Source organism: Rhodococcus sp. WB9, assembly GCF_007558985.1.
Classification (GTDB): Bacteria; Actinomycetota; Actinomycetes; order Mycobacteriales; family Mycobacteriaceae; genus Rhodococcus_F; species Rhodococcus_F opacus.
Window position 1 is genome coordinate 5,069,282 of record NZ_CP041769.1, and the last position, 21,775, is coordinate 5,091,056.

The window sequence follows — 21,775 nt, forward strand, 5'->3', positions numbered from 1 at the left end:
ATGACCGAGCTGGCCGACAGTTACCGGTTCTGCGGCGCGGTGACGGCGGAGCACGGTCGCACCTACCATCTCGCGACCCGGTTGCTTCCCGAGCGCCGCCGGGCCGCTGTGCATTCCCTCTACGGGTTCGCCCGCACGGTCGACGACATCGTGGACGTCGATGCCGGTCGGACGGCCGGCGACTGCGCCGCCGAACTCGATCGGATCGACGCGGCACTGCGACTCGGCTTCACCGACCGGAAGGCGGTCGGGCCGGCTGCGTGCGCACCGGAGATGCAGCGGGTCCTTCCCGCGTTCCTCGACACCGTGGCTTCGTTCGACATCCCCCACGACTACTTCTTCGCGTTCCTGGAGTCCATGCGGATGGATGTTCCGGGAACCGCGGAGTATCGGGCCGAGTACGGCACCATGACCGAACTCCGGACCTACATGTACGGATCGGCCGTCGTGATCGGGTTGCAGATGCTGCCCGTCCTCGGAACCACCGGGCCCGCCGCCGATGCCGAACCACACGCTGCGGCTCTCGGTGAGGCGTTCCAGCTGACCAATTTCCTTCGCGACGTCGGCGAGGACCTGGATCGGGGCCGGGTCTACCTCCCGGCCGACGAATTGGCCGCATTCGGTGTCGACACCGAACTCCTCGCGCACAGTCGTCGCAGCGGCACGACGGACCAGCGGATCGTGCGGGCCCTCGCCCACCTGATCTCGATCACCCGTTCCGTGTACCGGGACGCGGAACCGGGCATCGCGATGCTGGACCGACGGGTGCAACCCGGGATCCGGACCGCGTTCGTGCTGTATTCCCGCATTCTCGACGAGATCGAGCGAGGCGGTTACCGGGTTCTCGACCGGCGCGCCACCGTGTCCCGGAGACACCGGTGGGCGACGGCGCTGCCTCAGTTCGCCCGGCTCGCGGTGCCTGCCCGTGGCCGAGCGTGGTGACCGGCGGTCAGAATCCCATCGCTTGAGCGCGGCGGATCACTTCGCGGGCGAGGTCGCCGTGCAGGGCCTGGACGGGTGCGCCGGGGAGGCTGTCGTCCTCACGGAACAGCCACTGCAGGATTTCCTCGTCCTTGAATCCGCCGTCGTGCAGCACGGCGATGAGACCGGGCAGCCACTTGACCGTCTCGCCGGTCTCGTCGAAGAAGAGTTCGGGAACACCGAGGACGCCGTCGCGTCGGACGGCGATCAACTGCTGATCGCGCAGAAGCTGCTGCACACGGGTGACGGCCACACCGAGGTTCTTCGCGACGTCCACCAACTGGAGGAGCGAGACGGAAGGGTCCAGGACATCGTCACAGTAAGGGATGGCACTCACTCCCCTAACGTTATCTGGTCGCTTCCTGCGTGGCGCTACCGGTCGGTGTCGCTGGCTACGATTGAGGGGCGCGTGGCCGGGCCGCGCGCACTGACGGGGGAACGGACACTGTGCACGATGGAGGTCAACGTTTGATCGGCGAGCTGCTCGACCGGCGCTATCGGGTGGATGCCACGATCGCGCGTGGCGGCATGTCCACCGTCTACCGGGGGCTCGACACGCGTCTCGACCGTCCGGTGGCCATCAAGGTGATGGATCCGCAGTTCGCGGCCGACCCGGCGTTCGTCGCCCGGTTCGAGTTCGAGGCCCGCTCGGTCGCACGACTCAAGCACCCGTCGCTGGTCGCGGTCTACGACCAGGGACACGATCGCGAGCACGCGTTCCTGGTGATGGAACTCGTCGACGGCGGAACGCTCCGCGAGCTGCTCCGGGAACGCGGGCCGATGCCGCCGCACGCGGTGGCCGCGGTCGCGGGCCCGGTTCTCGACGCGCTCGCCGTCGCCCACCGGGCCGGTCTCGTGCACCGCGACATCAAACCCGAGAACATCCTGATCTCCGACGGCGGTGAGGTGAAGATCGCCGACTTCGGTCTGGTGCGGGCCGCCGCCGCGTCGACCACCACGTCGAACAGTGTGATTCTGGGCACGGCGGCATACCTGTCGCCGGAGCAGGTGACGTCCGGGATCGCGGACACCCGCAGCGACGTCTACTCCACCGGTGTCCTGCTGTTCGAACTCCTCACCGGACGGACCCCGTTCACCGGGGACACGTCGTTGTCCGTCGCCTACCAGCGGATCAACCAGGACGTTCCGAGGCCGGGTTCGTTCATCGCGGGCGTCCCGCCCGAGTTCGACGAACTCGTGGCGGAGGCCACCCACCGGGAACCGTCACACCGCTTCGCCAACGCCGAGCAGATGGGCTCGGCCCTGCGCGGCATCGCGGCGGCGCTCGACCTGCCCGCCTATCGGGTGCCCGCCCCGCGACGCTCGGCGCAGCACCTGAGCGCCGCGGCCGCCGCGAGCGCGCCTCCCCTGAGCGCGCCGCCGGGCCCCGCCGCACCGCCCACCGTGCACCTTCCCCCCGCCGCGCCGCTGTCGCCGCCCAGCCCGCTACCGGCGCAGCCCGGTGTCCAGCACACGCGGGTCGTCACCACCCAGACTCCGCGCCCGCCGATCGACGAACCGTCGTTCGGGGTGGAGGACGAACCCGACGACGGCTATCACTACCCCGACTTCGCCGCCGAACGGCAGCGGTCGCGCCGGACCACGATGGTGTGGCTGCTCGTGATCCTGATGCTCGCCCTGGCGGTGGGTTTCGGTGGCTGGTGGATGGGTTCGGGCCGATTCACCGCGGTCCCGACCATCGACGGTCTCGATCGCGGTGCGGCGGTGACGGCGATCGAAGCGGCCGGGCTGTCGACGGAGATCCGGGGGCAGTATTCCGACACGGCTGCGCTCGACACGGTGCTGGGTACCGATCCCACCGGCGGTTCGCGGATCTCCCGCGACGGCACGGTGGCTCTTCTCGTCTCCCTCGGGAGGCCGACGGTCCCGCCGCTGCCCGCGGGCGGTGAGCGCGCCGGAATCGAGCAGGAACTGCGGAACCGCACGTTCACCCCGGTCGACGGCGGTCAGGCGTTCAGCGCGAAGGTCCCGATCGGTGCGGTGGCCGCACTCGACCCGGCACCGGGTACCGAGCTCACGACCGGTTCCACGGTCAAACTGATCGTCAGCAAAGGTGCACCGCCGGTCGATGTTCCCGACGTGAAGGGCATGTCGGAGGCCGAGGCCCGGGCGTCACTCGAGGCGGTGGGCATCGTCGTGCAGGACGTCACCACGGACTTCGACCGGAACGTCGCCGCCGGGGACGCGATCGCCACCAGCCCGAAGGCCGGCGCCCGCGTCAATGCGGGTACCAGCGTGACGTTGAGTGTGTCGAATGCGGTGCGAATTCCGTCGATGCTGGGCCGGACGGTCGGATCCGCGCGGGACGAACTGAGCCGTCTCGGACTAGACGTCAAGGTGCGTTCGGTGACCGACACGGACAGGTCGTTCGTCATCAGCCAGAACCCGGGCAGCGGCGATCTGGTGAAGCCCGGGAGCACGGTCACCCTGGTCTCACTGCCCTGACCCCGCAGGTGCAGGGCAGTGAGGGTCCGAATGATGCGGGCGATCAGCCGCGCAGCATCTCCGCGACGAGGAACGCCAGTTCCAGCGACTGCTGGGTGTTCAGGCGGGGGTCGCACGCCGTCTCGTAGCGACCGGACAGGTCGAGGTCCGAGATGTCCTGCGCGCCGCCGAGGCATTCGGTGACGTTCTCACCGGTGAGTTCGACGTGGATGCCGCCCGGGTACGTGCCGAGACCGTTGTGGACCTCGAAGAATCCCTGCACCTCGTCGACGATGCGGTCGAAGTGGCGGGTCTTGTATCCCGTGGACGCCTCGTGCGTGTTGCCGTGCATCGGGTCGCACTGCCAGATCACCTGGTGACCGGTGGCCTGGACCTTCTCGATGATGGGCGGCAGCAGGTCGCGGACCTTGTTGTTCCCCATGCGCGAGATCAGGGTGAGGCGACCCGGCTTGTTGGTGGGGTCGAGGCGCTCGACGTATTCGACCGCCATCTCCGGTGTGGTGCTGGGTCCGATCTTCAGGCCGATCGGGTTCGACACGAGTTCGGCGAACGCGATGTGCGCCCCGTCGAGCTGACGGGTGCGGTCGCCGATCCACAGGAAGTGAGCGGACAGGTCGTACAGCTTGGCGTGGTCGTCGTCGGTGTCGAGGCGCAGCATCGCGCGCTCGTAGTCGAGGACGAGCGCCTCGTGGCTGGCGAAGATCTGCGCGTGGTGCAGGCTGGGATCGGTGACGCCGCAGGCGTTCATGAACTGCAGCCCGCGGTCGATCTCCGCGGCGAGTGCCTCGTACCGGGCCCCGGCCGGCGACGACGCCACGAACTCGCGGTTCCAGTCGTGCACCTTGTGCAGGTCGGCCATGCCCGCGCCGGTGAGCGCGCGGACCAGGTTCATCGCGGCGCTGGCGTTCGCGTACGCCCGCACGAGCCGCGACGGGTCGTGGGCGCGCACGGCCTCGTCGGCGACGAGGGAGTTGATCATGTCGCCGCGGTACGACTGCAGGCCCAGGGCGTCCACGTTCGACGACCGCGGCTTGGCGTACTGGCCGGCGATGCGGGCGACCTTGACGACGGGCAGGCTCGCTCCGTACGTCAGGACCACGGCCATCTGCAGCAGCGTGCGGATGTTGCCCTTGATGTGCGGCTCGGTGTTGTCGGCGAACGTTTCGGCGCAGTCACCGCCCTGGAGGAGGAACGCCTCGCCGCGCGCGACCTGGGCCAGCTTCTCCTGCAGGGCCACGACCTCGCTGGCCACCGTGATCGGTGGCACGCTCTCGAGGACGGTCCGCATCGCGGCGGCCTGACCCTCGGGCCATTGCGGCTGCTGGGCAGCGGGCTTGGCCAGCGCTGCATCGAGGCGCTCACGCATCTCGGTGGGCAGCGGCGGGAGTTCGGGCAAGCGGTCGATCGGCACGTCGACAGTCCAGTTCACCCATACAGGATATTCGCTCGACCGGAGCGATGGCGAGTCAGGTCACCGGAGTGAGCGCGCCGCCCGAACTGCCTCGAACTTCGCCAGGTTGTGCCGGGCGTCGGCGAGGGCGTCGTGCGCGTCACCCGGTGCAGGTGGGAGCGCCGGGCTGCCGTGTTCCTCCCAGTACTGGCGGAGTTCCCGCGTGTACCGGGGCAGCGACTGCGGCAGCTCCGTCATGTCCCCCCACAACTGGCAGAGGGCGACGTGGTCGTAGGCGGCCACCCACGCCCACAGTTCGGGGACGATGCCGGGCCGGGGAATCAGGAACGCGTAGAGGTCGTCGCGAATGCGGGCGCGGCTCTTCCAGAGGGGCGACGACGGCGGCGGCAGCTTCGGCAGCACGTTCCTGCGCACCCACTTGCCCGCGCGGTCGGGATCGAACTCGGTGGACACCGCGTAGAATTCACGTCCGTCCTCCGCGACCACCCCGATCGACACCAGGTCGATCGTGCGACCATCCTCGATGAACTCGCAGTCGTAGAAGTAACGCACGCCCGCAAACTATGCCTCACCCGTTGGCGTCATCCGGATCCACCCCTACCTCGTGAAGGAGGCCTCGGTGCGCGCAACCTCCGACGGTCGACAGTCCGCCGCCCCTGTCGCGGACCTGATCGACCCCCCGCGGGTGCCTCTGCATCTCCGCATCGGAGGTCTCGTCGTCCGAGTCCTCGTCCTCGCCGGGCTCGCAATCGGATTCGCCTACAACCTGCTCGGACTGCCCGGCCTGCGGGACTTCGGCAGTTACTACCGGCTGGATCTCGACGTCTACCGCCTGGGCGGTTCGGTGTTCCTGCACGGCCCGACCCTGTACGGGTCGATGCCGGCCACCCAGATGGGCAACTTCCTGCCGTTCACCTACCCGCCGCTCGCCGCCGTCGTCTTCAGTCCGCTGTCGACGGTGTCGCTGGCGATTGCCGGGACCGTCGTGACGGTGTTGTCGCTGATCGCGTTGTTCGGTGTTCTCGTCGTCACGCTCGACTCGCTGGGCATCGCACCCCGCACCACGCTGGTGTGGACTGCCCTCGGTGCGCTCGCGGTGTCGATGGCCCTCGAACCCGTCTCGTCGACCCTGGACTACGGGCAGATCAACATCCTGCTGATGCTGCTGGTCGCCGCGGACTGCCTGCCGAAGAAGACGCCGTGGCCGCGCGGCGTGCTGATCGGCCTCGCGGCGGCGGTGAAGCTGACGCCCGCCGTGTTCATCCTGTACTTCCTGGTGCGCAAGGACTTCCGCTCTGCCGTCGTGACCGGGGTCAGTTTCCTCGCGTTCAGCGCAGTGGGCGCGATCGCGACGTGGAACGACTCCGTCACCTACTGGACGCACACGCTCTTCGATTCCGATCGGATCGGCACCCCGGCGTATCCGGCGAACCAGAGCATCACCGGTGTGCTGGCCCGGCTCGGCCTGAGCGACTCGGTGCGCACCCCGTTCTGGCTGCTGCTGAGCGTCGTGGTTCTCGCACTCGTGATTCTCGCGATGGCGCGGGCGCTCCGGTCCGGCGAGACCGCGCTCGCGCTGGAACTCAACGCCGTTCTCGGACTGCTCGTCTCCCCCGTGTCCTGGTCGCACCACTGGGTGTGGTCGGTGCCGGTGATCCTCGTGCTCGGGGTCCTCGCCTACCGCCGCCGGAGTGTCGCCCTGGCGGTCACGGCCGTGTCCGGCGTCGTCGTCGTGAGGCTCGCCGCGCACTGGAAACTCGGGGTGGGCCGCTGGAGCGGAACCCACTGGAATCTGTGGGATCAGTTCCTGGCGTCGTCGTACGTGTGGTGGGGACTCGCCGTGGTGCTGGTCGCGATCGTCGCGTTCCGCACCCGCCCCTCACAGTCCGACGAGGACGATCGGTCGGAGACCTCCGACGATCTCACCGTCCCCGTCGGCTGAGAGGTCGCGGCGGTCAGCTCGCCCGCGTGTCCGGCAGTCGCGTGACGGTGGTCGCGTCGCTCGCCGGCGCCACATCGGCCACCGAGGCGTCGGCGGCGGGCGCCTTCTTCTTCAGCGTCGCCGCGTAGATGTCGACGTACTCCTGACCCGACAGCTTCATCAGCTTGTACATGACCTCGTCGGTGACGGCCCGCTCCACGAAACGGTTGCCGCCCATGCCCTCGAACCGCGAGAAGTCGATGGGCTCACCGACGCGGATGGTGACCTTCGACGGACGCCACACCCGGGAGCCGATCGGGTTGACCTTCTCCGTTCCGATCATGGCGACCGGGATGACCTTCACACCGGATTCGAGAGCCATGCGGGCCAGGCCCGTCTTGCCCTTGTAGAGGCGGCCGTCGGGCGACCGGGTGCCCTCCGGGTAGATGCCGAGCAGCTTGCCCTGCGAGAGGACGCGCAACCCGGCGTTCAATGCATCCTGCGCGGCGTCGGCGCCCGTCCGGTCGATCGGCACCTGGCCGACCACCGAGAAGAACCAGCGCTGGAAAGCGCCCTTGAGTCCCGTCCCGGTGAAGTACTCGCTCTTGGCGAGAAAAGTGATCCTCCGCGGCACACGCAACGGCAGGAAGAACGAATCCAGCACGGCCTGATGGTTACTCGCCAATATGGCGCCACCCTCCGCCGGAATGTTCTCCGTACCCTCCACGGTCGGCCTACCCAGCCCCCAGAGAACCGGCCCTAAAAACACGTACTTGAAGAGCCAGTACCACATGGCGTCCCTCCCGTTCACAACCCAAGCTTCGTTCGGGTCGACTCTACTTCGGGTGGGTGAGGGTCGCTACACACGCCCGGGAGCCCCGCACAGCATCACACTCTGCGGGTTTACAGCAGTAGGCCGGGCGTCAACCCACCCGATCGGGCAGGACGGCCCGAGCGAGTTCCGCCGCTCCGATCATGCCCGCCGCCTCCCCCAGCTGGGTAGGCCGGATGCGGGCGAGCGGCCGGTGCCCGGCCCCCGTCGTCAGCGCCGCGTAGTGCTCGCGGGCCTCGTCGATGAACAGCGGTGAGGAACTCGCGACCCCACCGGCGATCACGACGAGATCCGGGTCGTACACGTCCCCGATGAGCGCCAGGCCGACGCCGAGCCAACGGGCGAACTCCCGCATGGTCTCCAGTGCCAGCGGATCGCCGTCCTGTGCCGCGCCCGCGATCCGCCGTCCCGTCAGCGCACCGGGATCGACCGCCACCTCCCGCGCCAGGACGGTCGACGTCACCGGATCCGCGGCCAGAAGTTCGATCGCGGTGTCGACGAGGGCCGTCCCGCTGCAGTACCGCTCCCAGCAGCCGTGTTTGCCGCACGCGCACGGGCGCCCGTCGGGGACCACCTGGATGTGACCGAGTTCGGGTGCGACGCCGTGGCTGCCGCGGTACAGCCTGCCGTCCGCGAGGAGCGCCGCACCGATACCCGTGCCGATCGCGAGCATCACCACGTTCCGGCCGCCTGCGGCCGCACCGAACCGGTGCTCGGCCCACGCCGCCGCGTTCACGTCGTGCTCGAGGATCACCGGGAGACCGAGACGCTGCCCGAGGTCCCGGCCGACAGGTGCGCCCACCCACGGCAGATGCGGCGCGAACCGCACCGTCGTGCGGTCGGGGGTGATGAACCCGGCAACCGCCAGCCCCACTGCGGCGACGTCGTGCCGCGCGGACAGCTCCCGGACCGCGCGGTCCAGGCCGTTCTCGAGTGCCTTCGCCGACGCCGGGGTCGGCGACTGGAGCGAGTCGAGCACCTCACCGGCCGAGTCGACCACCGACGCACGGATGCTCGTTCCACCCACGTCGATGCCGATGGTCAGCGCCGCGCTGCCGCCACGTTCGCTGCCCGTGCCTGTGCTCATGGAGATGATTGTGCCCATGCCGGATCGCCGACGTGCACGAGTCCGGCGATCCGGTCCGCGCAGAGCACGCTCAATGCTTGATGGTGACCGTGATCGGCTCGAACGCCGAGCCGCCGTCCGGTTCGGGCGTTCCACCGCCCGGGCCGGGTTCCGGAGTGTCGGGGCCGCCTGGGTCCGGGGTGTCGTGAACGGCATGCTCGTCGAGGACCTGCCGCAGCACTGCGATCAGCACGGACGCCTGGCCGGCGAGCAGGGTCACGAGGTCGTGCTGCTCACCGCGGATCAGGGCCGCGAGTGCGCACACCGGGCACCATGTGCACCCCGACCACTGCCCGGTTCCGGGCACTGCACCCTCGGCGTCCGCTTGGGCGTGCGGCGCCGCCGCGCGCTGGAGAATGGGCTCGAGACGGTCCAGGGCGGTCTCGGCGAGCGCCCGCAGCTCTGCCACCAGCTGCACGTGGTCGTCGTTCATACCGGCCACACCTGCGGGTCGGGCGTGAAGCGCACGACCAGATCGCTTCCGTCGAGTTCTGCGCCCGCGACGACGCACCGGCGCAGGACCGAGGCGAGGCGGACCCGGCGGCGCACCCCTTCAGCTCCCACGACCAAGTCGTCCTCCACTCGACCCAACGTGAGGGTCGACGGGTTCACGAGCGGAAGATACATCCGCATCGTGTACACAGAATCCACACCGGCCCCCGATTCCAGCCCCACCCGCACTGCAGGCGGGTTCTTCCCCAACACCGCAACCGCGTCCGTGTCGTCGGCATACAACTCCCGGGCGATTCCGCCGAGATCGGCCCACCCTACCGGCTCCGTCACCGACCGGGTCACCGAGAGGATCACCGTGGCGCCCGCGGAGGCGGTCAGCTCGGCGAGCACCCGTTGCTGCAGGGCTCGCCGCCTGATCAACCATGCCACACCGGGATCGTCGTGTCCTGCCGGCGAATCGAAGTGCGGCAGAAGGTTGTTCACGAGGATCGCATCGATGCGCAGGCCGGACAGCGCGGCAACCGCCACGGTGCGCCGGGTCTCCGTCAGCACCACCCGCTCCGGCGTCGTCACCAGTCGCACAGTGGTTTTCGCCCGGTTCGCGAGCATCTCCCGGACCTCGCCGACCGCGGCGACGACCTGTTCGATCAACGTCACCAGCATGACGAGGCGCGAATCGGAACCCAGGAGCGCGACGATGCGGCGGTGCTGCGGCCACACCCGCTCGATGTACTCGAGAGCCATTGCAGGCGCGGCGAGCGTCCGCAGACAGTCCGCGGTGGGCGGGCAGTCGACCACGACGGCGTCGTAGTCGCCCTCGGTGGCGAACCGGACGATCTCGCGCAGCCCGAGCACGTCCTGCACGCCGGGAAGCCCCGTCAGCTCCTCCGGTTCGAGCGCGGACAACTGGGCACCGTGGTCGTGCGATCCGGCGGCGGCGAGAACCGCTGCCAGACTCCGGAATCTGTTCTCGAGCAACGTGAGGGTGTCGAGTTCGAGGACGTCGAGGGTGTCGGTCACGGACAGGAGGTCCCGGGCGGCGGCGATCCCGATCACATCGGCGAGGGAGTGCGCCTGGTCGAGGGAGACGAGGAGAGTCCGGTTTCCCGCCTCTGCGGCCGCCTGCGCCGTCGCGGCCGCGAGCGTCGTCTTCCCGACGCCCCCCTTCCCTACGAAGAACTGGACCCGCGCAGGTCCGGCACGACCCTCGCTGCTCAGCCTTCCACCCGCTTCTTGAGTTCCTTGAGCGCGGTGTCGGTGATCGCCTTCTCCGCCTTGCGCTTGAACAGGCCGATCATCGGAATGGTGAGGTCGACGGTGAGCTCGTATGTGACGGTGGTGCCGCCGCCCGGCTCGTCCTCCAGAACGTACGAACCGAACTGCGACTTCTGGATCTCACCGGACTCGAGCTCCCAGCTGACCGATTTGCCGTCGGAAGCCCAGTCGTAGCGGAGTACGTACGTGTCCTTGACCATGCCCGCGTCGAGCACGAACCGCACCCGGTCGGCCCGGCCGCCCTGTCCGGGTTCCATGACCTCGACGGACTTCGCTGCGGCCACCCACGCCGGGTACGCGTCGAAGTCGGCGATCACATCCATCACCCGGGCGGGCGGCGCCTCGATACTGATCGACCTCTTGGTCCTCTCGGGCATGGAGTGAACGCTTCCTTTCGCCTGGCCGACCCGCTCGTCGATCGCGGGGCCACGCCGTTACCGGTGTCGTATGTCTGTGTTGTGCCCGACTATCACACACGATCTCGGCGCCCTGACACAATGCCGACCCCGCCGCGCGGCCGGATCTGCCTCAGGACGGCGGTTCTCCCGCAGCGCGACCGGCCTCGAGTTCTTTCTTCACCTCGAAGGACATGACCTTTCCCTCGACGCGCCTGCGACGGTTCAGTGCGGCCAGATCGGAGGTGCCCTCGCTGCGGGCCGGTTCGGCGTGGAGGAAGTAGTGGACGATCGCCCCGTCCAGCACCGGCTCGAGCCACACTTCCATCGTTCCGGTGAGGGGTCCGGCCACCGTCCACCGGATGCCCTTCTCGGCCCGGTCCTCGCGGACGGCGAGAGTGAGATCGGGCCACCACCGGCGCCAGCGGGCCGGCGGCGCGATCGCCGCCGCGACCTGCTGTGGTGGGGCCGCGATGAACGTCTGGTCTGCGACCTGAATGCTGCTCACGGCGACTAGCTTCACATACCGCTGCCTGCGGTGGCCGCGGGGTTCCGCAGCACCTCACCGGCAGGGCTCTGACCACGCTTCTTCGGCCTGGAAGCAGGCCGGGCAGGGGAAGGTCTAAAGTTGGGACGACAATCCTACTCGTCAGTATCTTCAGTGTCGGAGGTTTTCGTGCCCGAGTTCAGCGCGCCACAGTCGTTCACGATCGCGGAGGACGCGTCCGCGGTCGACTCGGTGTTCGCCCACGCCGCGGCCGACCCGACGCTGGTCGTGTACAAGCGCAAGATCGGCGGACGCTGGACCGACGTCACGGCCGCCGAGTTCGCGGCTCAGGTCACCGCGGTCGCCAAGGGTCTCATCGCCCTCGGCGTCCAGCAGGGCGACCGGGTGGCACTGATGTCGGCCACCCGGTACGAGTGGCCCCTCGTCGACTTCGCGATCTGGGCAGCGGGCGGCGTCACCGTCCCGATCTACGAGACGTCCTCCGCCGAGCAGGTGCGGTGGATCCTCGAGGACTCCGCCGCGATCGATCTCGTCGTCGAGAACGCGACGCACGCGGCCACCGTGAAGGCCGTCGCCGCCGAGGCGACCGCGCTCCGCGGCGTCTACCAGATCGAGGTGTCCGACGGCGGCCGTGGCGTCGTCGAGGAACTGACCGAACTGGGCGCCGGCGTGCCCGACTCCGAAGTCCAGGCCCGCGTGGCCGCGTTGAAGTCGAGCGATCCGGCCACCCTCATCTACACCTCCGGCACCACCGGCAGGCCCAAGGGCTGCCAGCTCACGCATTCCAACCTCATCGCCGAGTCCAAAGGCATCCTCGATTCCAGCCTCGGCACCCTGCTGAAGACGCCCGGCGTCAGCACCCTCATGTTCCTGCCGATGGCGCACGTCCTGGCGCGCGCCGTCAGCATCGCGTCGTTCGACGCCGGCGCCGCACTCGGACACACAAGCGACATCCCGAACCTCGTCCCCACGTTCGGCGAATTCCGCCCCGACTTCATCCTGTCCGTGCCGCGTGTGTTCGAGAAGGTCTACAACAGCGCCCGCGCCAAGGCCCACGGCGAGGGCAAGGGCAAGATCTTCGACGCCGCCGCCGAGACGGCCATCGCCTGGAGCGAGGCTCAGGACAAGGGCGGGCCGGGGCTGATACTCAAGGCCAAGCACGCCCTGTTCGACAAGCTGGTGTTCTCGAAGCTGCGGGCGGCGCTCGGCGGCAAGTGCCAGCTGGCGATCTCCGGCGGCGCGCCGCTCGGCGCCCGCCTCGGCCACTTCTTCCGCGGCATCGGCATCACGATCTACGAGGGCTACGGCCTCACCGAGACGTCCGCGGCGTTCGCGGTCAACACGATCGGCGAGCAGAAGGTCGGCTCGGTCGGCAAGCCGTTGGCGGGCAATTCCGTTCGCATCGCCGACGACGGCGAGATCCTGCTGTCGGGGCCGGTCGTCTTCAGCGGCTACTGGCGCAACGAGAACGCGACCGCCGACGCGATCGAGAACGGCTGGTTCCACACCGGCGACCTCGGATCGGTCGACGCGGACGGGTACATCACCATCACCGGCCGCAAGAAGGAGATCATCGTCACAGCCGGCGGCAAGAACGTCTCCCCCGCCCAGCTCGAGGATCACCTGCGTGCGCACCCGCTGATCAGCCAGGCCATCGTCGTCGGAGACCAGCAGCCGTTCATCGGCGCGCTGATCACCATCGACGCCGACGCGCTGCCCGCGTGGAACGAGCGCAACGGCAAGCCCGCAGGCACGACGGTCGCGGATCTGCTCGCCGACGCCGACCTCACGGCCGAGATCGACGAGGCCGTCGCGGAGGCCAACAAGCTCGTGTCGCACGCGGAGGCCATCAAGAAGTTCCGGGTCCTGCCCGTCGACTTCACGGAGGAGACCGGCGAGCTCACGCCGACGATGAAGCTCAAGCGCAACGTGGTGCACGACAGCTTCGCCGACGACATCGCCGCCATCTACGCCAAATAGTGCCCTCCGGGCTCGTGAGTACTTATTAACCGCGGGCGGTTGACAAGTACTCACGGGCGGTCATGCAAGCAGTGCCTGGAGCTTGGCGGCGAGCACGTCCCATCGCCACTCCGCCCTGACCCATTCGCGGCCGGCCGCCCCCATCGCGGCCGCGCGGTCGCGGTCCGACAGGACCGAGATCACCGAACGCGCCACCTCGGCCACCGACGTGCCGTCCACGACCATGCCGGTTTCGTTCTGCCGCACCGTTTCCGGGGCGCCACCGGACTGTCCGGCGACGACCGGCACACCGGTGGCGGACGCCTCGAGGAAGACGATGCCGAGGCCCTCGACGTCGAGTCCCGCGCCCCTCGTGCGGCACGGCATCGCGAACACGTCGGCGATCGTGTGGTGCGCCGCCAGCTCCGCGGACGGCACCGTGCCCGTGAACACGACGTGGTCCTCCACCCCGACCGAGCGCGCGAGCGAGCGCAGGCGGTCCTCGTAGGGGCCGCCGCCGACGATCACGAGCACGGCGCCATCGATGTGCTCGCGGATGCCCGGGAGCGCCTTGATGAGGATGTCCTGGCCCTTGCGGGGCACGAGACGGGACAGGCACAGGACCGTCGGACGCTCCCCCAGCCCGTAGCGGGACCGCAGTTCGGCCCGCGCGCCGCTGTCCGGGGTGAACAGGTCGGTGTCGACTCCCGGCGGCAGGTGTTCGAGCGCGGCACTCGCGCCGAACGCGGACGCGAAGCGGCCCCTCGTGTACCGGCTGACATACGTGACGACGTCGGTCCGGTCGCCGATCCGTCCGAGGGCCTGGCGCGCGGCGGGGAGCATCGACCAGCCGACCTCGTGCCCGTGGGTACTCGCGACCACCCGTTCCGCCCCGGCGCGGCGCAGCGTCGAACTCAGCAGCGCGAGCGGGGCGGCTGCGCCGAACCAGACGCCCGTGCAGTCGTGTTCGGCGAGCAACGTGGCGGCGCGGCGGGCGACGAACGGGGTGGGCACCATCAAGGTGGTGGGGTGCCGGACGACCTGAAACGGTTGCCGCGCATCGAACTTGATGTGTGAGTCGCCGCGCCAGCGCGGGGCGTAGACGACCAGGTCGTCGGCGGGCAGGTGCTTGGCGAAGGTGTGCAGGTACGACTGAATTCCGCCGGGTCGCGGCGGAAAATCGTTCGTCACCAACAGGGTTCGGCGCATGTGATCACCGTAGGCGGTGGACCGTGCGGCGACGGACGCAGGGTCACCCCAGGTGAGCACCCACCCAGTCGGTCCAGCGGTCGCGGAATTGATCGGCGTCGACGCCGAGGACGTCGGACAGCCGCCCGTCGACCGTGTCCGGATCGGCCTCTCCCACGGCCAGCGTCCGGTACAGCTCGGTCAGCCTCGATTCGCCGTACTGCTCCGCGACGAAGGCGTTGATCGACCACGCCGTCTCGTAGGCGACCGAACCGCGTTGTCCGTACCCGGAGAAGTCGGTGTCCTCGGGGAACTCGGTCGGCGGACCCTCGGCACCCACGTGCGCGGTCAGTGCCGGCGCGATCTGCCGTTCGGCCTCGCCGGTCCCCCGGTAGGCCGCGTACTCCGCGTAGCCCTCCAGCACCCACATCGGCGAGCGGTCCACCGTCTCGGCGCGTGCCGCCACGTGGATCAGCTCGTGCCGCAGGATCGCCCGCCGGGTGATCTCGGTCAGCCGGTCCGCCGACGCGGGGCTGAACACGATTCGCTGTCCGGTGACCGTGGCGGCGTCGGGGTCGACGGCGTCCGAGATGGCGACGGCGGCGATGTCGCGTCCGTCGTGATTCGGCCCGACGAGAGCCGTGAACTCGTCCTGCGATCCCGCGACCCACACGAGCGCGCGGCCCGCCCAGTTCGAACCCCACAGCTGGGTGGCGTTGACGACGGCGGCGGGGAGTTCGTCCGCCAGCCGGTCGACCATGGTGGCGTTCTCGGGATGTCCGAGCACCACCGACGTCCGCCCGTCACCGGTGTCGACGCGGCGCGACACGACGGGTCCGAAATCCCACGGTCCGCGCCAGGTCCGCCGCTCGCCGTCCACGGTGGCGCTGTCGCTGACGAGTGCCCAGCGGTCGCCGCGCCGGGCGACGACGAGAGCCACCGGTTTGCGGGTGGGACTCTCGTCCGCGATCGCGTAGCGGAGTTGCACGGCGGGGGCCCACACCTCGTCGGCGCCGATCGCGTCGACGAGACTCGACGGCACCCCTGTCTCGGCTCCCTCGGCGATCTCGTAGCCCCAGTCCGAGAATTCCACCCCGGCAACGTTGCCCGCTCGCCGCGTCTCGGCGGCCAGGAATGCCGGTGCCGCCGCCTGATCCATCAGACCGGACAACCGGGCCGCGTCGTTCTTCCGCACGGCCGACGCCCAGGTGTCGAGGAGCGTCCGGACGGCTGCCGCACGCGCCTCGGCGTCGGCCTGCACGGTGCCGACGGCTCCGTCGGCTGCCCGCTCGGTCCGGGAGAACCCGGTCAGTGCGAGCACGACGACGACGGCGAGAACGAGTCCGGCCAGTGCGGCCAGTTCCCACGGGCGCGCCTGACGGCGCGAGGTCGGATCCGTTGCGGGAGACGGGTCTGAAGCGGGCACGCCGGTGAGTGTATGAGCACGCCCGGGCGCCGCTGTCGGACGGTCGCCGTCAGTAGCGGCGCGCCCCGTAGAAGGGGAACTTCGCCATCGACTCGATCTTCACCGGAACACCGAACGTCGAGGCGTGGAGAATGTTGCCGTTTCCAGCATAGAGGCCGACGTGGGACGCGTCGTTGTAGAAGAGGACGACGTCGCCGGGCTGCAGGGCGTCGCGGGACACCGGGGTGCCGCCGCTGGCCTGCGCCTGACTGGACCTCGGCAGCGTCTTGCCGATCTGCTTGTACGCCCACACGACGAGTCCCGAGCAGTCGAATTCGTCCGGACCGGTGGCGCCCCACACGTACGGGTCGCCGATGCGGGTCATGCCTGCCTGCAGTGCGCTCGTGCCCGAGCCGGGGGTGAGGTGCGCGAGGATCGTGTTCGGGTCGAAGCCGGGCGGGAAGGGCGTCCCCGCCAGCTGGTCGCGTTCGGCGCCGGTGAGATCTCCGAATGCCTTGATCACGTCGGCGATCTGCGCCTGCAGGTCGCTCTGTTTGCGTTGCAGGTCGTCGCTCACGGCTTTGGCCTGCTCGGTCGCGGACCGCGCGGCATCAGCGGACTTCTTCGACGCCTCGGCCGCCTCGGTGGCTTCCGACGTGGCCGATTGGAATTGGGCGACCTGATTGCGGGTGTCGTTGGAGATGGCGTCCAGAGCGGACATCTGGTCGAGGAGTTGCTGCGGCGAATCGCTCACCATCACGGCGAAGAGGCGATTGGTCCGTGCGCCCTGGTAGTTGGCGGTGGCGAGCTTGTTCACCACGGGCTGGAAGACGGCGACGCGCGCGTTGGCGGCGTCGAGCACACCCTGGTCGGCCGCAAGCTTGGCGTCGGCGTCGCGTTGCACCGACTGTTTGGCCTCGAGATCGATCTGCGCGTTGTGGAGTGCTTCCGACGTCTGCTCGGACTGCCGGGACAGGTCACCGAGCTTCGTCAGCGCTTCGGTCGGGTTGGTGGTGACCGGGTCTGCACCCGCCTGGATCGCGGGCAGCGACACGAGCGCCACCGACAGCACGCCGGCTGTCAGCACGCTGCCCAGGGAGCGCTTCATCTTGTGTGAGGCCACGGAAATGCAGTTCTCCGATCGTCGATCTCCACCAGCCGGGTCGGGTGTCCGGTGCGCGGCTCAGGGATTTCCGCGGCCGAGGCGACCGTGGAGTGCCGAAGCGGTGGTGACCCGCGTTGCCGCCCGGTTGGCGCGACAAGACTTCGCAAGGTCTCGGATAGGTTACGGAATGGCATACGTTTGTGTCCACCCATGTCACGAACGGGTGGCGGGGACCACCCGGCGAGTGGACGACTCGCTGTCTGCCTGGGGCACAACGACATCGAGGGTGGGTTCGAATCGTGATTCGAACCCACCCTCGGTGGTCGTGCGAGATCCTACGAAGCTACCCCGTGCATCCCCGCCCTCGACTCGGTGGATGCCTCGCCTCGTGTGTGGATCAGTAGCGGCGTGCGCCGTCGAAAGGCATGGACGCGATGGGCGCCAACTTGACGGGCTGACCCTCGGTGGAGGCGTGGATCACGTTGCCGTTGCCGGCGTAGATGCCCGAGTGCGATCCGCCGTAGAAGGAGACCACGTCGCCGGGGCGGAGATCGGACTGCGACACGGGAGTGCCTGCCGCTGCCTGCGCGTAGCTGGTGCGCGGCAGGTTCAGTCCGGCCTGCTTGAACGCCCACTGCACCAGGCCGGAGCAGTCGAACGAGTTGGGGCCGGCGGCGCCGTAGACGTACGGCGAGCCGAGCTTGGTCTGAGCGGCCTGAACGGCCTTGTCACCTGCGGTGCTGGCCGGCGCCGGGGGCGCGGGGAGGTTCGGGACACCGGGGATCTGCGGGATGACGACACCCGGGATCTCGAAGGTTCCGACTCCGGGGATGGTGACGGGATCTGCGGCCGCGGGGGCCGCGGTAGCGGTGAGCGCTCCGACTGCGAGCGCGCCGGCGACGACTGCCCGTCGCACATTCCGCTTGGAAACTTGTGACGCCACGAAAGGGGTACTCCGTTTCTTCCATTCATCCGCCGACCGAGTTAGCTGACGGGTTCGGGCTGGGAAGATCAGCCCTACCCACCGGTGCGTGAGGACGTCCCGGCGGGATTCACCCCAGTAGAAACTTGGGTTCCCGGTACGACCGCTCTCGCGAGTGGCCGATTAGGCGGTGACTAGCGATGCTGCCCCGGTGTTGGGGCTGCGAGACTCCGCTAGGTCTCAGGAAGGTTACGAAATGGAATACCCGGATGTCGACCGGAACACGCGGAAAGTGTCCGTTTGGGCCGATTCCGGCTTTGCGGGCGCGCGATACCCACATTCGGTAACGACTGGATAACAAGCGGTTTGTTTCCGATCTCTTTCCGTCAGCGGGAGTGGGCATTTCGCGGACCCTCACGACTCCCCGATTTCTCCCCACACCGTGTTCCTGCTGTTCAACGGGGTGCCGCGGACCGAACCCGCGGCACGCGCCGGACCCGCCGCAACCGACCGCCGCACCATGCGAATCCCTCGTTCGCGGCCCCGCGGCCGCCCCTCGCACCGCCCGCGACCGCCGCCCGAGACGGGCAGTGTGATCCTCGTCTCTCCGGGCTCTCCGGGCGGTTCTGTCGGTGCCCGTCCATACGCTCCGATCCGTGAGTGTTCCCGGTGTACCCGAACAGCTGAGATTCGACGACCTCGACACCCCACTGCGGGACACCACGTTCGTGGTGGTCGATCTCGAGACCACCGGTGCACGGCCGGGTGAGGACGCCATCACCGAGATCGGCGCCGTGAAGATCCGCGGAGGCGAGGTGATCGCCGAAATGGCCACTCTCGTCGACCCGGGACGGTCCATCCCGCCGCACATCGTGGAGATCACCGGCATCACCACCGCCATGGTGATCGACGCCCCGCGAATCGAGCGAGTTCTGCCGGCGTTCCTGGAGTTCGCACGCGGGGCCGTGCTCGTCGCGCACAACGCCCCGTTCGACACGGGATTCCTCAAAGCCGCGGCGTCCGCCACCGACACCCCCTGGCCCAAGTTCACCGTGCTCTGCACCGTCAAACTGGCCAGGCGCGTCCTCAGCCGCGACGAAGCGCCGTCCGTCAAGCTGTCGTCGCTGGCCCGGCTGTTCGACGTCGGGACCACTCCGACCCACCGGGCACTCGACGACGCCCGTGCCACCGTCGACGTCCTGCACGCCCTGATCGCGAGGGTCGGCAATCAGGGGGTGCACAGTCTCACCGAGCTCGTCGACTACCTGCCCGACGTCTCCTCACACCAGCGGGCGAAACGCTCACTCGCAAGCCATCTCCCCCACGCTCCCGGCGTCTACCTGTTCCGCGGACCGTCCGACGAGGTCCTCTACGTCGGCACGGCGACCGATCTGCGCCGGCGGGTGCGCAACTACTTCACCGGCTCCGAGACGCGTGGACGGATGAAGGAGATGGTGGCCCTGACCACCCGGATCGACCATGTCGAGTGCGCGCATGCGCTCGAGGCCGGCGTTCGCGAGCTCCGGCTGCTCGCCGCGCACACGCCGCCGTACAACCGGAGGTCCAAGTACCCGAAACGCGGCTGGTGGATCACGCTCACCGCGGAGGCATTCCCCCGGCTGTCGGTGGTGCGTACCCCGACCGCCGACTCGCTCGGTCCGTTCCGGTCCCGCTCGACCGCAGTCGACGTCGCCGACGTCCTCGCCGAGTACTGCATTCTCCGGACGTGCACGAGCCGCATCCCGAAGGGAAGGGAGCACGGTCCGCAGTGCCCGCCCCGCGAGCTCGGACGCTGCCCGGCGTCCGTCCACGACCGCATGACGGAGGACGCCTACCGTCCCGGGCCGGAACTCTTCCGGCAGTTCCTGCGCGGCCTGGACGACGCCCCGCTGCACCGCATGCGTGCACGGGTGGAGGAGCTGGCCGCCGGCGAGTTGTTCGAGAACGCCGCACGCCTGCGTGATCGCACCGCGGAGGTCGTCCTCGCGTTGCGCAGAATGCAGCGCCTGGCCGCCCTCACCGCCCTCAGTCAGCTCGTGGCCGCTCGCCCGGCCGTCACCGGCGGCTGGGAGTTCGCGGTGATCCGTTCCGGGCGACTCGCGTCCGCGGGCTGCGCCCGGCGGGGAATCCATCCGATGCCGGTGGTCGATGCGCTCGTGCTCACCGCCGAAACCGTCGTTCCCGATGCAACTCCGCTTCGCGGCGCGTCCCCCGAGGAGGCCGGGCTGCTGGCGCGCTGGCTCGACCAGGAGGACACCCGCATCGTCAGCGCCTCCGCGGGCTGGTGCGAGCCCGCATGGGGCGCCGGATCCTGGTCCGAGTGGTGCGCACTCGCGCGAGCGGGGAGCGCGTCGACACGGGACGCCGAGACTCGACCACCCGCGCCGAGTTCCGCCGACCACCGCTTAGGCTGGCGATCATGATCAACGCCATCGTCCTGATCCACGCCGAAGCCCACCGCATCCCGGAGACCGCTCAGGCGGTCGCCGACATCGAGGGCGTCGACAAGGTCTATTCCTGCGCAGGCGACGTCGACCTGATCGCGATCGTGCGGGTCCGGGACCACGCGAAGATCGCGGAGGTCGTCACCGAGGGAATCAACAAGGTGGACGGCGTCTCCCGGACGGCGACGCACATCGCGTTCCAGTCCTACTCCAGCGCCGACGTCGAAGCGGGCTTCTCGATCGGCGAATAGTTCCGCCGGCTATTTGCTGGTGGAAAGGCCCGACGTGAGTTCGGCCCACCGCGCGAGCAGCGTCGCGGCCGCTCCACTGTCGATCGACTGTGCCGCCGTCGAGAGTCCGTCCGACAACGCGTCTTCGAGCGTGCGGCCGCCGAGTCCCCGGTACGCCGCGATCGCCGCCGCGGCGTTGAGGAGGACCGCGTCGCGGACGGGTCCGGTCTCACCGGCGAGGAGTCGCCGCGCCACCGCCGCGTTCACCTCGGCATCGCCGCCGCGCAGTTCGTCGAGCGACACCCGCGCGATCCCGATGTCCCGGGGATCGAGCTGACGGGTGGTCACCGCCCCGTCCGCCACGATGTGCACGGTCGACGTCGTCGACGTCGTCAACTCGTCCAGGCCGTCGTCACCCCGCACCACGAGCGCCGAGTTGCCGCGCTGCGCGAGCACACCGGCCACCACCGAGATCAGGCCCGGGAACGCGCAGCCGATGAGGCCGGCCCGCGGACGCGCCGGATTGGTGAGCGGTCCGAGCACGTTGAAGACGGTCGGGATGCCGATCTCCTTGCGCGGCGCGCCCGCGAAGCGCAGGGCGGGATGGAACACCGGGGCGAAGCAGAAACCGATGCCGACCTCCCGGACGCAGCGGGCCACCTCGTCGGGACCGAGATTGATCTTCACCCCGAGCGCCTCGAGAACGTCCGCCCCGCCGCTCTTGGAGGACGCCGCCCGGTTTCCGTGTTTGACGACGCGAATGCCGGACGCCGCGACCACGAGTGACGCCATCGTGGAGATGTTCACGGTGTTGGATCGGTCACCTCCGGTTCCGACGATGTCGACGACGTCGTCGTCGACGGGGACCTTGCGCGCGTGCCCGAGCATCGAGTCCGCCAGTCCGCGCAATTCCTCCGGTGTCTCGCCCTTCATCTTCAGGGCGACACCGAACGCCGCGATCTGCGCGGACGTGGCGTTGTCGGACATGATCTCGTCCATCGCCCACTTCGCCTCGTCCACCGAGAGGTCACGTCCGTCGGTGAGCGTGCCGAGGACCGACGGCCACGTGCGTGCAGGCCGCACACCGTCGTTCGTCCCCTGAGCAGTCGGGCTCTGCATCGTCGTGTCCCCTTGTACTAATAACGGATCCGGTC

At 69.2% G+C, this 21,775-nt stretch carries 20 protein-coding genes and 1 riboswitch; of the genes, 6 read left to right on the forward strand and 14 right to left on the reverse strand.

All coding sequences use genetic code 11. The features are described 5' to 3' along the window. Nucleotides 1–942, forward strand: coding sequence for a phytoene/squalene synthase family protein (locus FND50_RS23520; protein WP_144287284.1), 942 nt, complete (start codon nucleotides 1–3; stop codon nucleotides 940–942). A gap of 7 nt (nucleotides 943–949) precedes the next feature. Here the strand turns inward: FND50_RS23520 and FND50_RS23525 are convergent, their stop codons facing one another. Further along, nucleotides 950–1,318, reverse strand: a complete 369-nt coding sequence (locus tag FND50_RS23525) for an Rv2175c family DNA-binding protein (protein ID WP_005260167.1) — start codon at nucleotides 1,316–1,318, stop codon at nucleotides 950–952. Nucleotides 1,319–1,428: 110 nt separating this feature from the next. Here FND50_RS23525 and pknB point away from each other — a divergent pair, with 110 nt between their 5' ends. Further along, a complete protein-coding gene (pknB, locus tag FND50_RS23530) occupies nucleotides 1,429–3,447 on the forward strand; it encodes a Stk1 family PASTA domain-containing Ser/Thr kinase (protein WP_260850660.1) in 2,019 nt (672 codons plus the stop codon). A gap of 43 nt (nucleotides 3,448–3,490) precedes the next feature. Here the strand turns inward: pknB and FND50_RS23535 are convergent, their stop codons facing one another. Together FND50_RS23535 and FND50_RS23540 are read right to left on the reverse strand one after the other, a co-directional pair. Beyond that, on the reverse strand, nucleotides 3,491–4,876 hold the full coding sequence (locus FND50_RS23535) for a class II 3-deoxy-7-phosphoheptulonate synthase (protein ID WP_144287286.1): 1,386 nt from the start codon (nucleotides 4,874–4,876) through the stop codon (nucleotides 3,491–3,493). Between the two features lie 42 nt (nucleotides 4,877–4,918). Beyond that, nucleotides 4,919–5,410 carry a polyadenylate-specific 3'-exoribonuclease AS gene (locus FND50_RS23540; protein ID WP_005260165.1) on the reverse strand — a complete coding sequence of 164 codons (492 nt, stop codon included), beginning with the start codon at nucleotides 5,408–5,410 and terminating at the stop codon, nucleotides 4,919–4,921. A gap of 67 nt (nucleotides 5,411–5,477) precedes the next feature. On the opposite strand from FND50_RS23540, the gene FND50_RS23545 reads away from it, so the two are divergent. Continuing rightward, nucleotides 5,478–6,800 carry a glycosyltransferase 87 family protein gene (locus tag FND50_RS23545; protein WP_144287287.1) on the forward strand — a complete coding sequence of 441 codons (1,323 nt, stop codon included), beginning with the start codon at nucleotides 5,478–5,480 and terminating at the stop codon, nucleotides 6,798–6,800. Nucleotides 6,801–6,813: 13 nt separating this feature from the next. Here the strand turns inward: FND50_RS23545 and FND50_RS23550 are convergent, their stop codons facing one another. The 6 genes from FND50_RS23550 to FND50_RS23575 form a co-directional block, all read right to left on the reverse strand. After that, the gene (locus FND50_RS23550; protein WP_005260161.1) at nucleotides 6,814–7,572 is read right to left on the reverse strand and encodes a 1-acyl-sn-glycerol-3-phosphate acyltransferase; all 759 of its coding nucleotides are present in this window, start codon (nucleotides 7,570–7,572) and stop codon (nucleotides 6,814–6,816) included. 130 nt (nucleotides 7,573–7,702) lie between these two features. Beyond that, complete coding sequence (locus FND50_RS23555) at nucleotides 7,703–8,716, reverse strand: ROK family protein (RefSeq protein ID WP_144287288.1); 1,014 nt, start codon at nucleotides 8,714–8,716, stop codon at nucleotides 7,703–7,705. A gap of 52 nt (nucleotides 8,717–8,768) precedes the next feature. Then, entirely contained in the window at nucleotides 8,769–9,170 is a 402-nt protein-coding gene (locus tag FND50_RS23560; RefSeq protein ID WP_144287289.1) for a hypothetical protein, read from the reverse strand. Further along, nucleotides 9,167–10,408, reverse strand: coding sequence for an ArsA family ATPase (locus FND50_RS23565; protein WP_144287290.1), 1,242 nt, complete (start codon nucleotides 10,406–10,408; stop codon nucleotides 9,167–9,169). The genes FND50_RS23560 and FND50_RS23565 overlap by 4 nt, the downstream gene beginning before the upstream one ends. Continuing rightward, nucleotides 10,405–10,842, reverse strand: coding sequence for an SRPBCC family protein (locus FND50_RS23570; protein WP_144287291.1), 438 nt, complete (start codon nucleotides 10,840–10,842; stop codon nucleotides 10,405–10,407). The genes FND50_RS23565 and FND50_RS23570 overlap by 4 nt, the downstream gene beginning before the upstream one ends. Nucleotides 10,843–10,993: 151 nt before the next feature. Beyond that, on the reverse strand, nucleotides 10,994–11,368 hold the full coding sequence (locus tag FND50_RS23575) for a polyketide cyclase / dehydrase and lipid transport (protein WP_144287292.1): 375 nt from the start codon (nucleotides 11,366–11,368) through the stop codon (nucleotides 10,994–10,996). Nucleotides 11,369–11,536: 168 nt separating this feature from the next. Between FND50_RS23575 and FND50_RS23580 the strand changes: the two genes are divergently transcribed. After that, nucleotides 11,537–13,348, forward strand: coding sequence for a long-chain fatty acid--CoA ligase (locus FND50_RS23580; protein ID WP_144287293.1), 1,812 nt, complete (start codon nucleotides 11,537–11,539; stop codon nucleotides 13,346–13,348). A gap of 60 nt (nucleotides 13,349–13,408) precedes the next feature. On the opposite strand, the gene FND50_RS23585 is transcribed toward FND50_RS23580, so the two are convergent. From FND50_RS23585 to FND50_RS23600, 4 genes are all read right to left on the reverse strand, one after another. Next, on the reverse strand, nucleotides 13,409–14,536 hold the full coding sequence (locus FND50_RS23585; protein ID WP_005573205.1) for a glycosyltransferase family 4 protein: 1,128 nt from the start codon (nucleotides 14,534–14,536) through the stop codon (nucleotides 13,409–13,411). Nucleotides 14,537–14,579: 43 nt separating this feature from the next. Next, complete coding sequence (locus FND50_RS23590) at nucleotides 14,580–15,941, reverse strand: hypothetical protein (protein ID WP_144287294.1); 1,362 nt, start codon at nucleotides 15,939–15,941, stop codon at nucleotides 14,580–14,582. Between the two features lie 49 nt (nucleotides 15,942–15,990). After that, nucleotides 15,991–17,043: a C40 family peptidase gene (locus FND50_RS23595; protein ID WP_144287295.1), complete on the reverse strand. Its 1,053-nt coding sequence runs from the start codon at nucleotides 17,041–17,043 to the stop codon at nucleotides 15,991–15,993. A 379-nt stretch (nucleotides 17,044–17,422) separates the two neighbouring features. Further along, the gene (locus FND50_RS23600; RefSeq protein WP_029537328.1) at nucleotides 17,423–17,968 is read right to left on the reverse strand and encodes an NlpC/P60 family protein; all 546 of its coding nucleotides are present in this window, start codon (nucleotides 17,966–17,968) and stop codon (nucleotides 17,423–17,425) included. A 14-nt stretch (nucleotides 17,969–17,982) separates the two neighbouring features. Then, nucleotides 17,983–18,147, reverse strand: a riboswitch (cyclic di-AMP (ydaO/yuaA leader). A gap of 456 nt (nucleotides 18,148–18,603) precedes the next feature. Here FND50_RS23600 and FND50_RS23605 point away from each other — a divergent pair. Then, entirely contained in the window at nucleotides 18,604–20,370 is a 1,767-nt protein-coding gene (locus tag FND50_RS23605) for a DEDD exonuclease domain-containing protein (RefSeq protein ID WP_144287296.1), read from the forward strand. Further along, the gene (locus FND50_RS23610) at nucleotides 20,367–20,642 is read left to right on the forward strand and encodes an Lrp/AsnC family transcriptional regulator (RefSeq protein WP_005247708.1); all 276 of its coding nucleotides are present in this window, start codon (nucleotides 20,367–20,369) and stop codon (nucleotides 20,640–20,642) included. The genes FND50_RS23605 and FND50_RS23610 overlap by 4 nt, the downstream gene beginning before the upstream one ends. Before the next feature lie 9 nt (nucleotides 20,643–20,651). Here the strand turns inward: FND50_RS23610 and trpD are convergent, their stop codons facing one another. Then, nucleotides 20,652–21,740, reverse strand: coding sequence for an anthranilate phosphoribosyltransferase (trpD, locus tag FND50_RS23615; protein ID WP_039951279.1), 1,089 nt, complete (start codon nucleotides 21,738–21,740; stop codon nucleotides 20,652–20,654). Nucleotides 21,741–21,775: the final 35 nt, after the last annotated feature.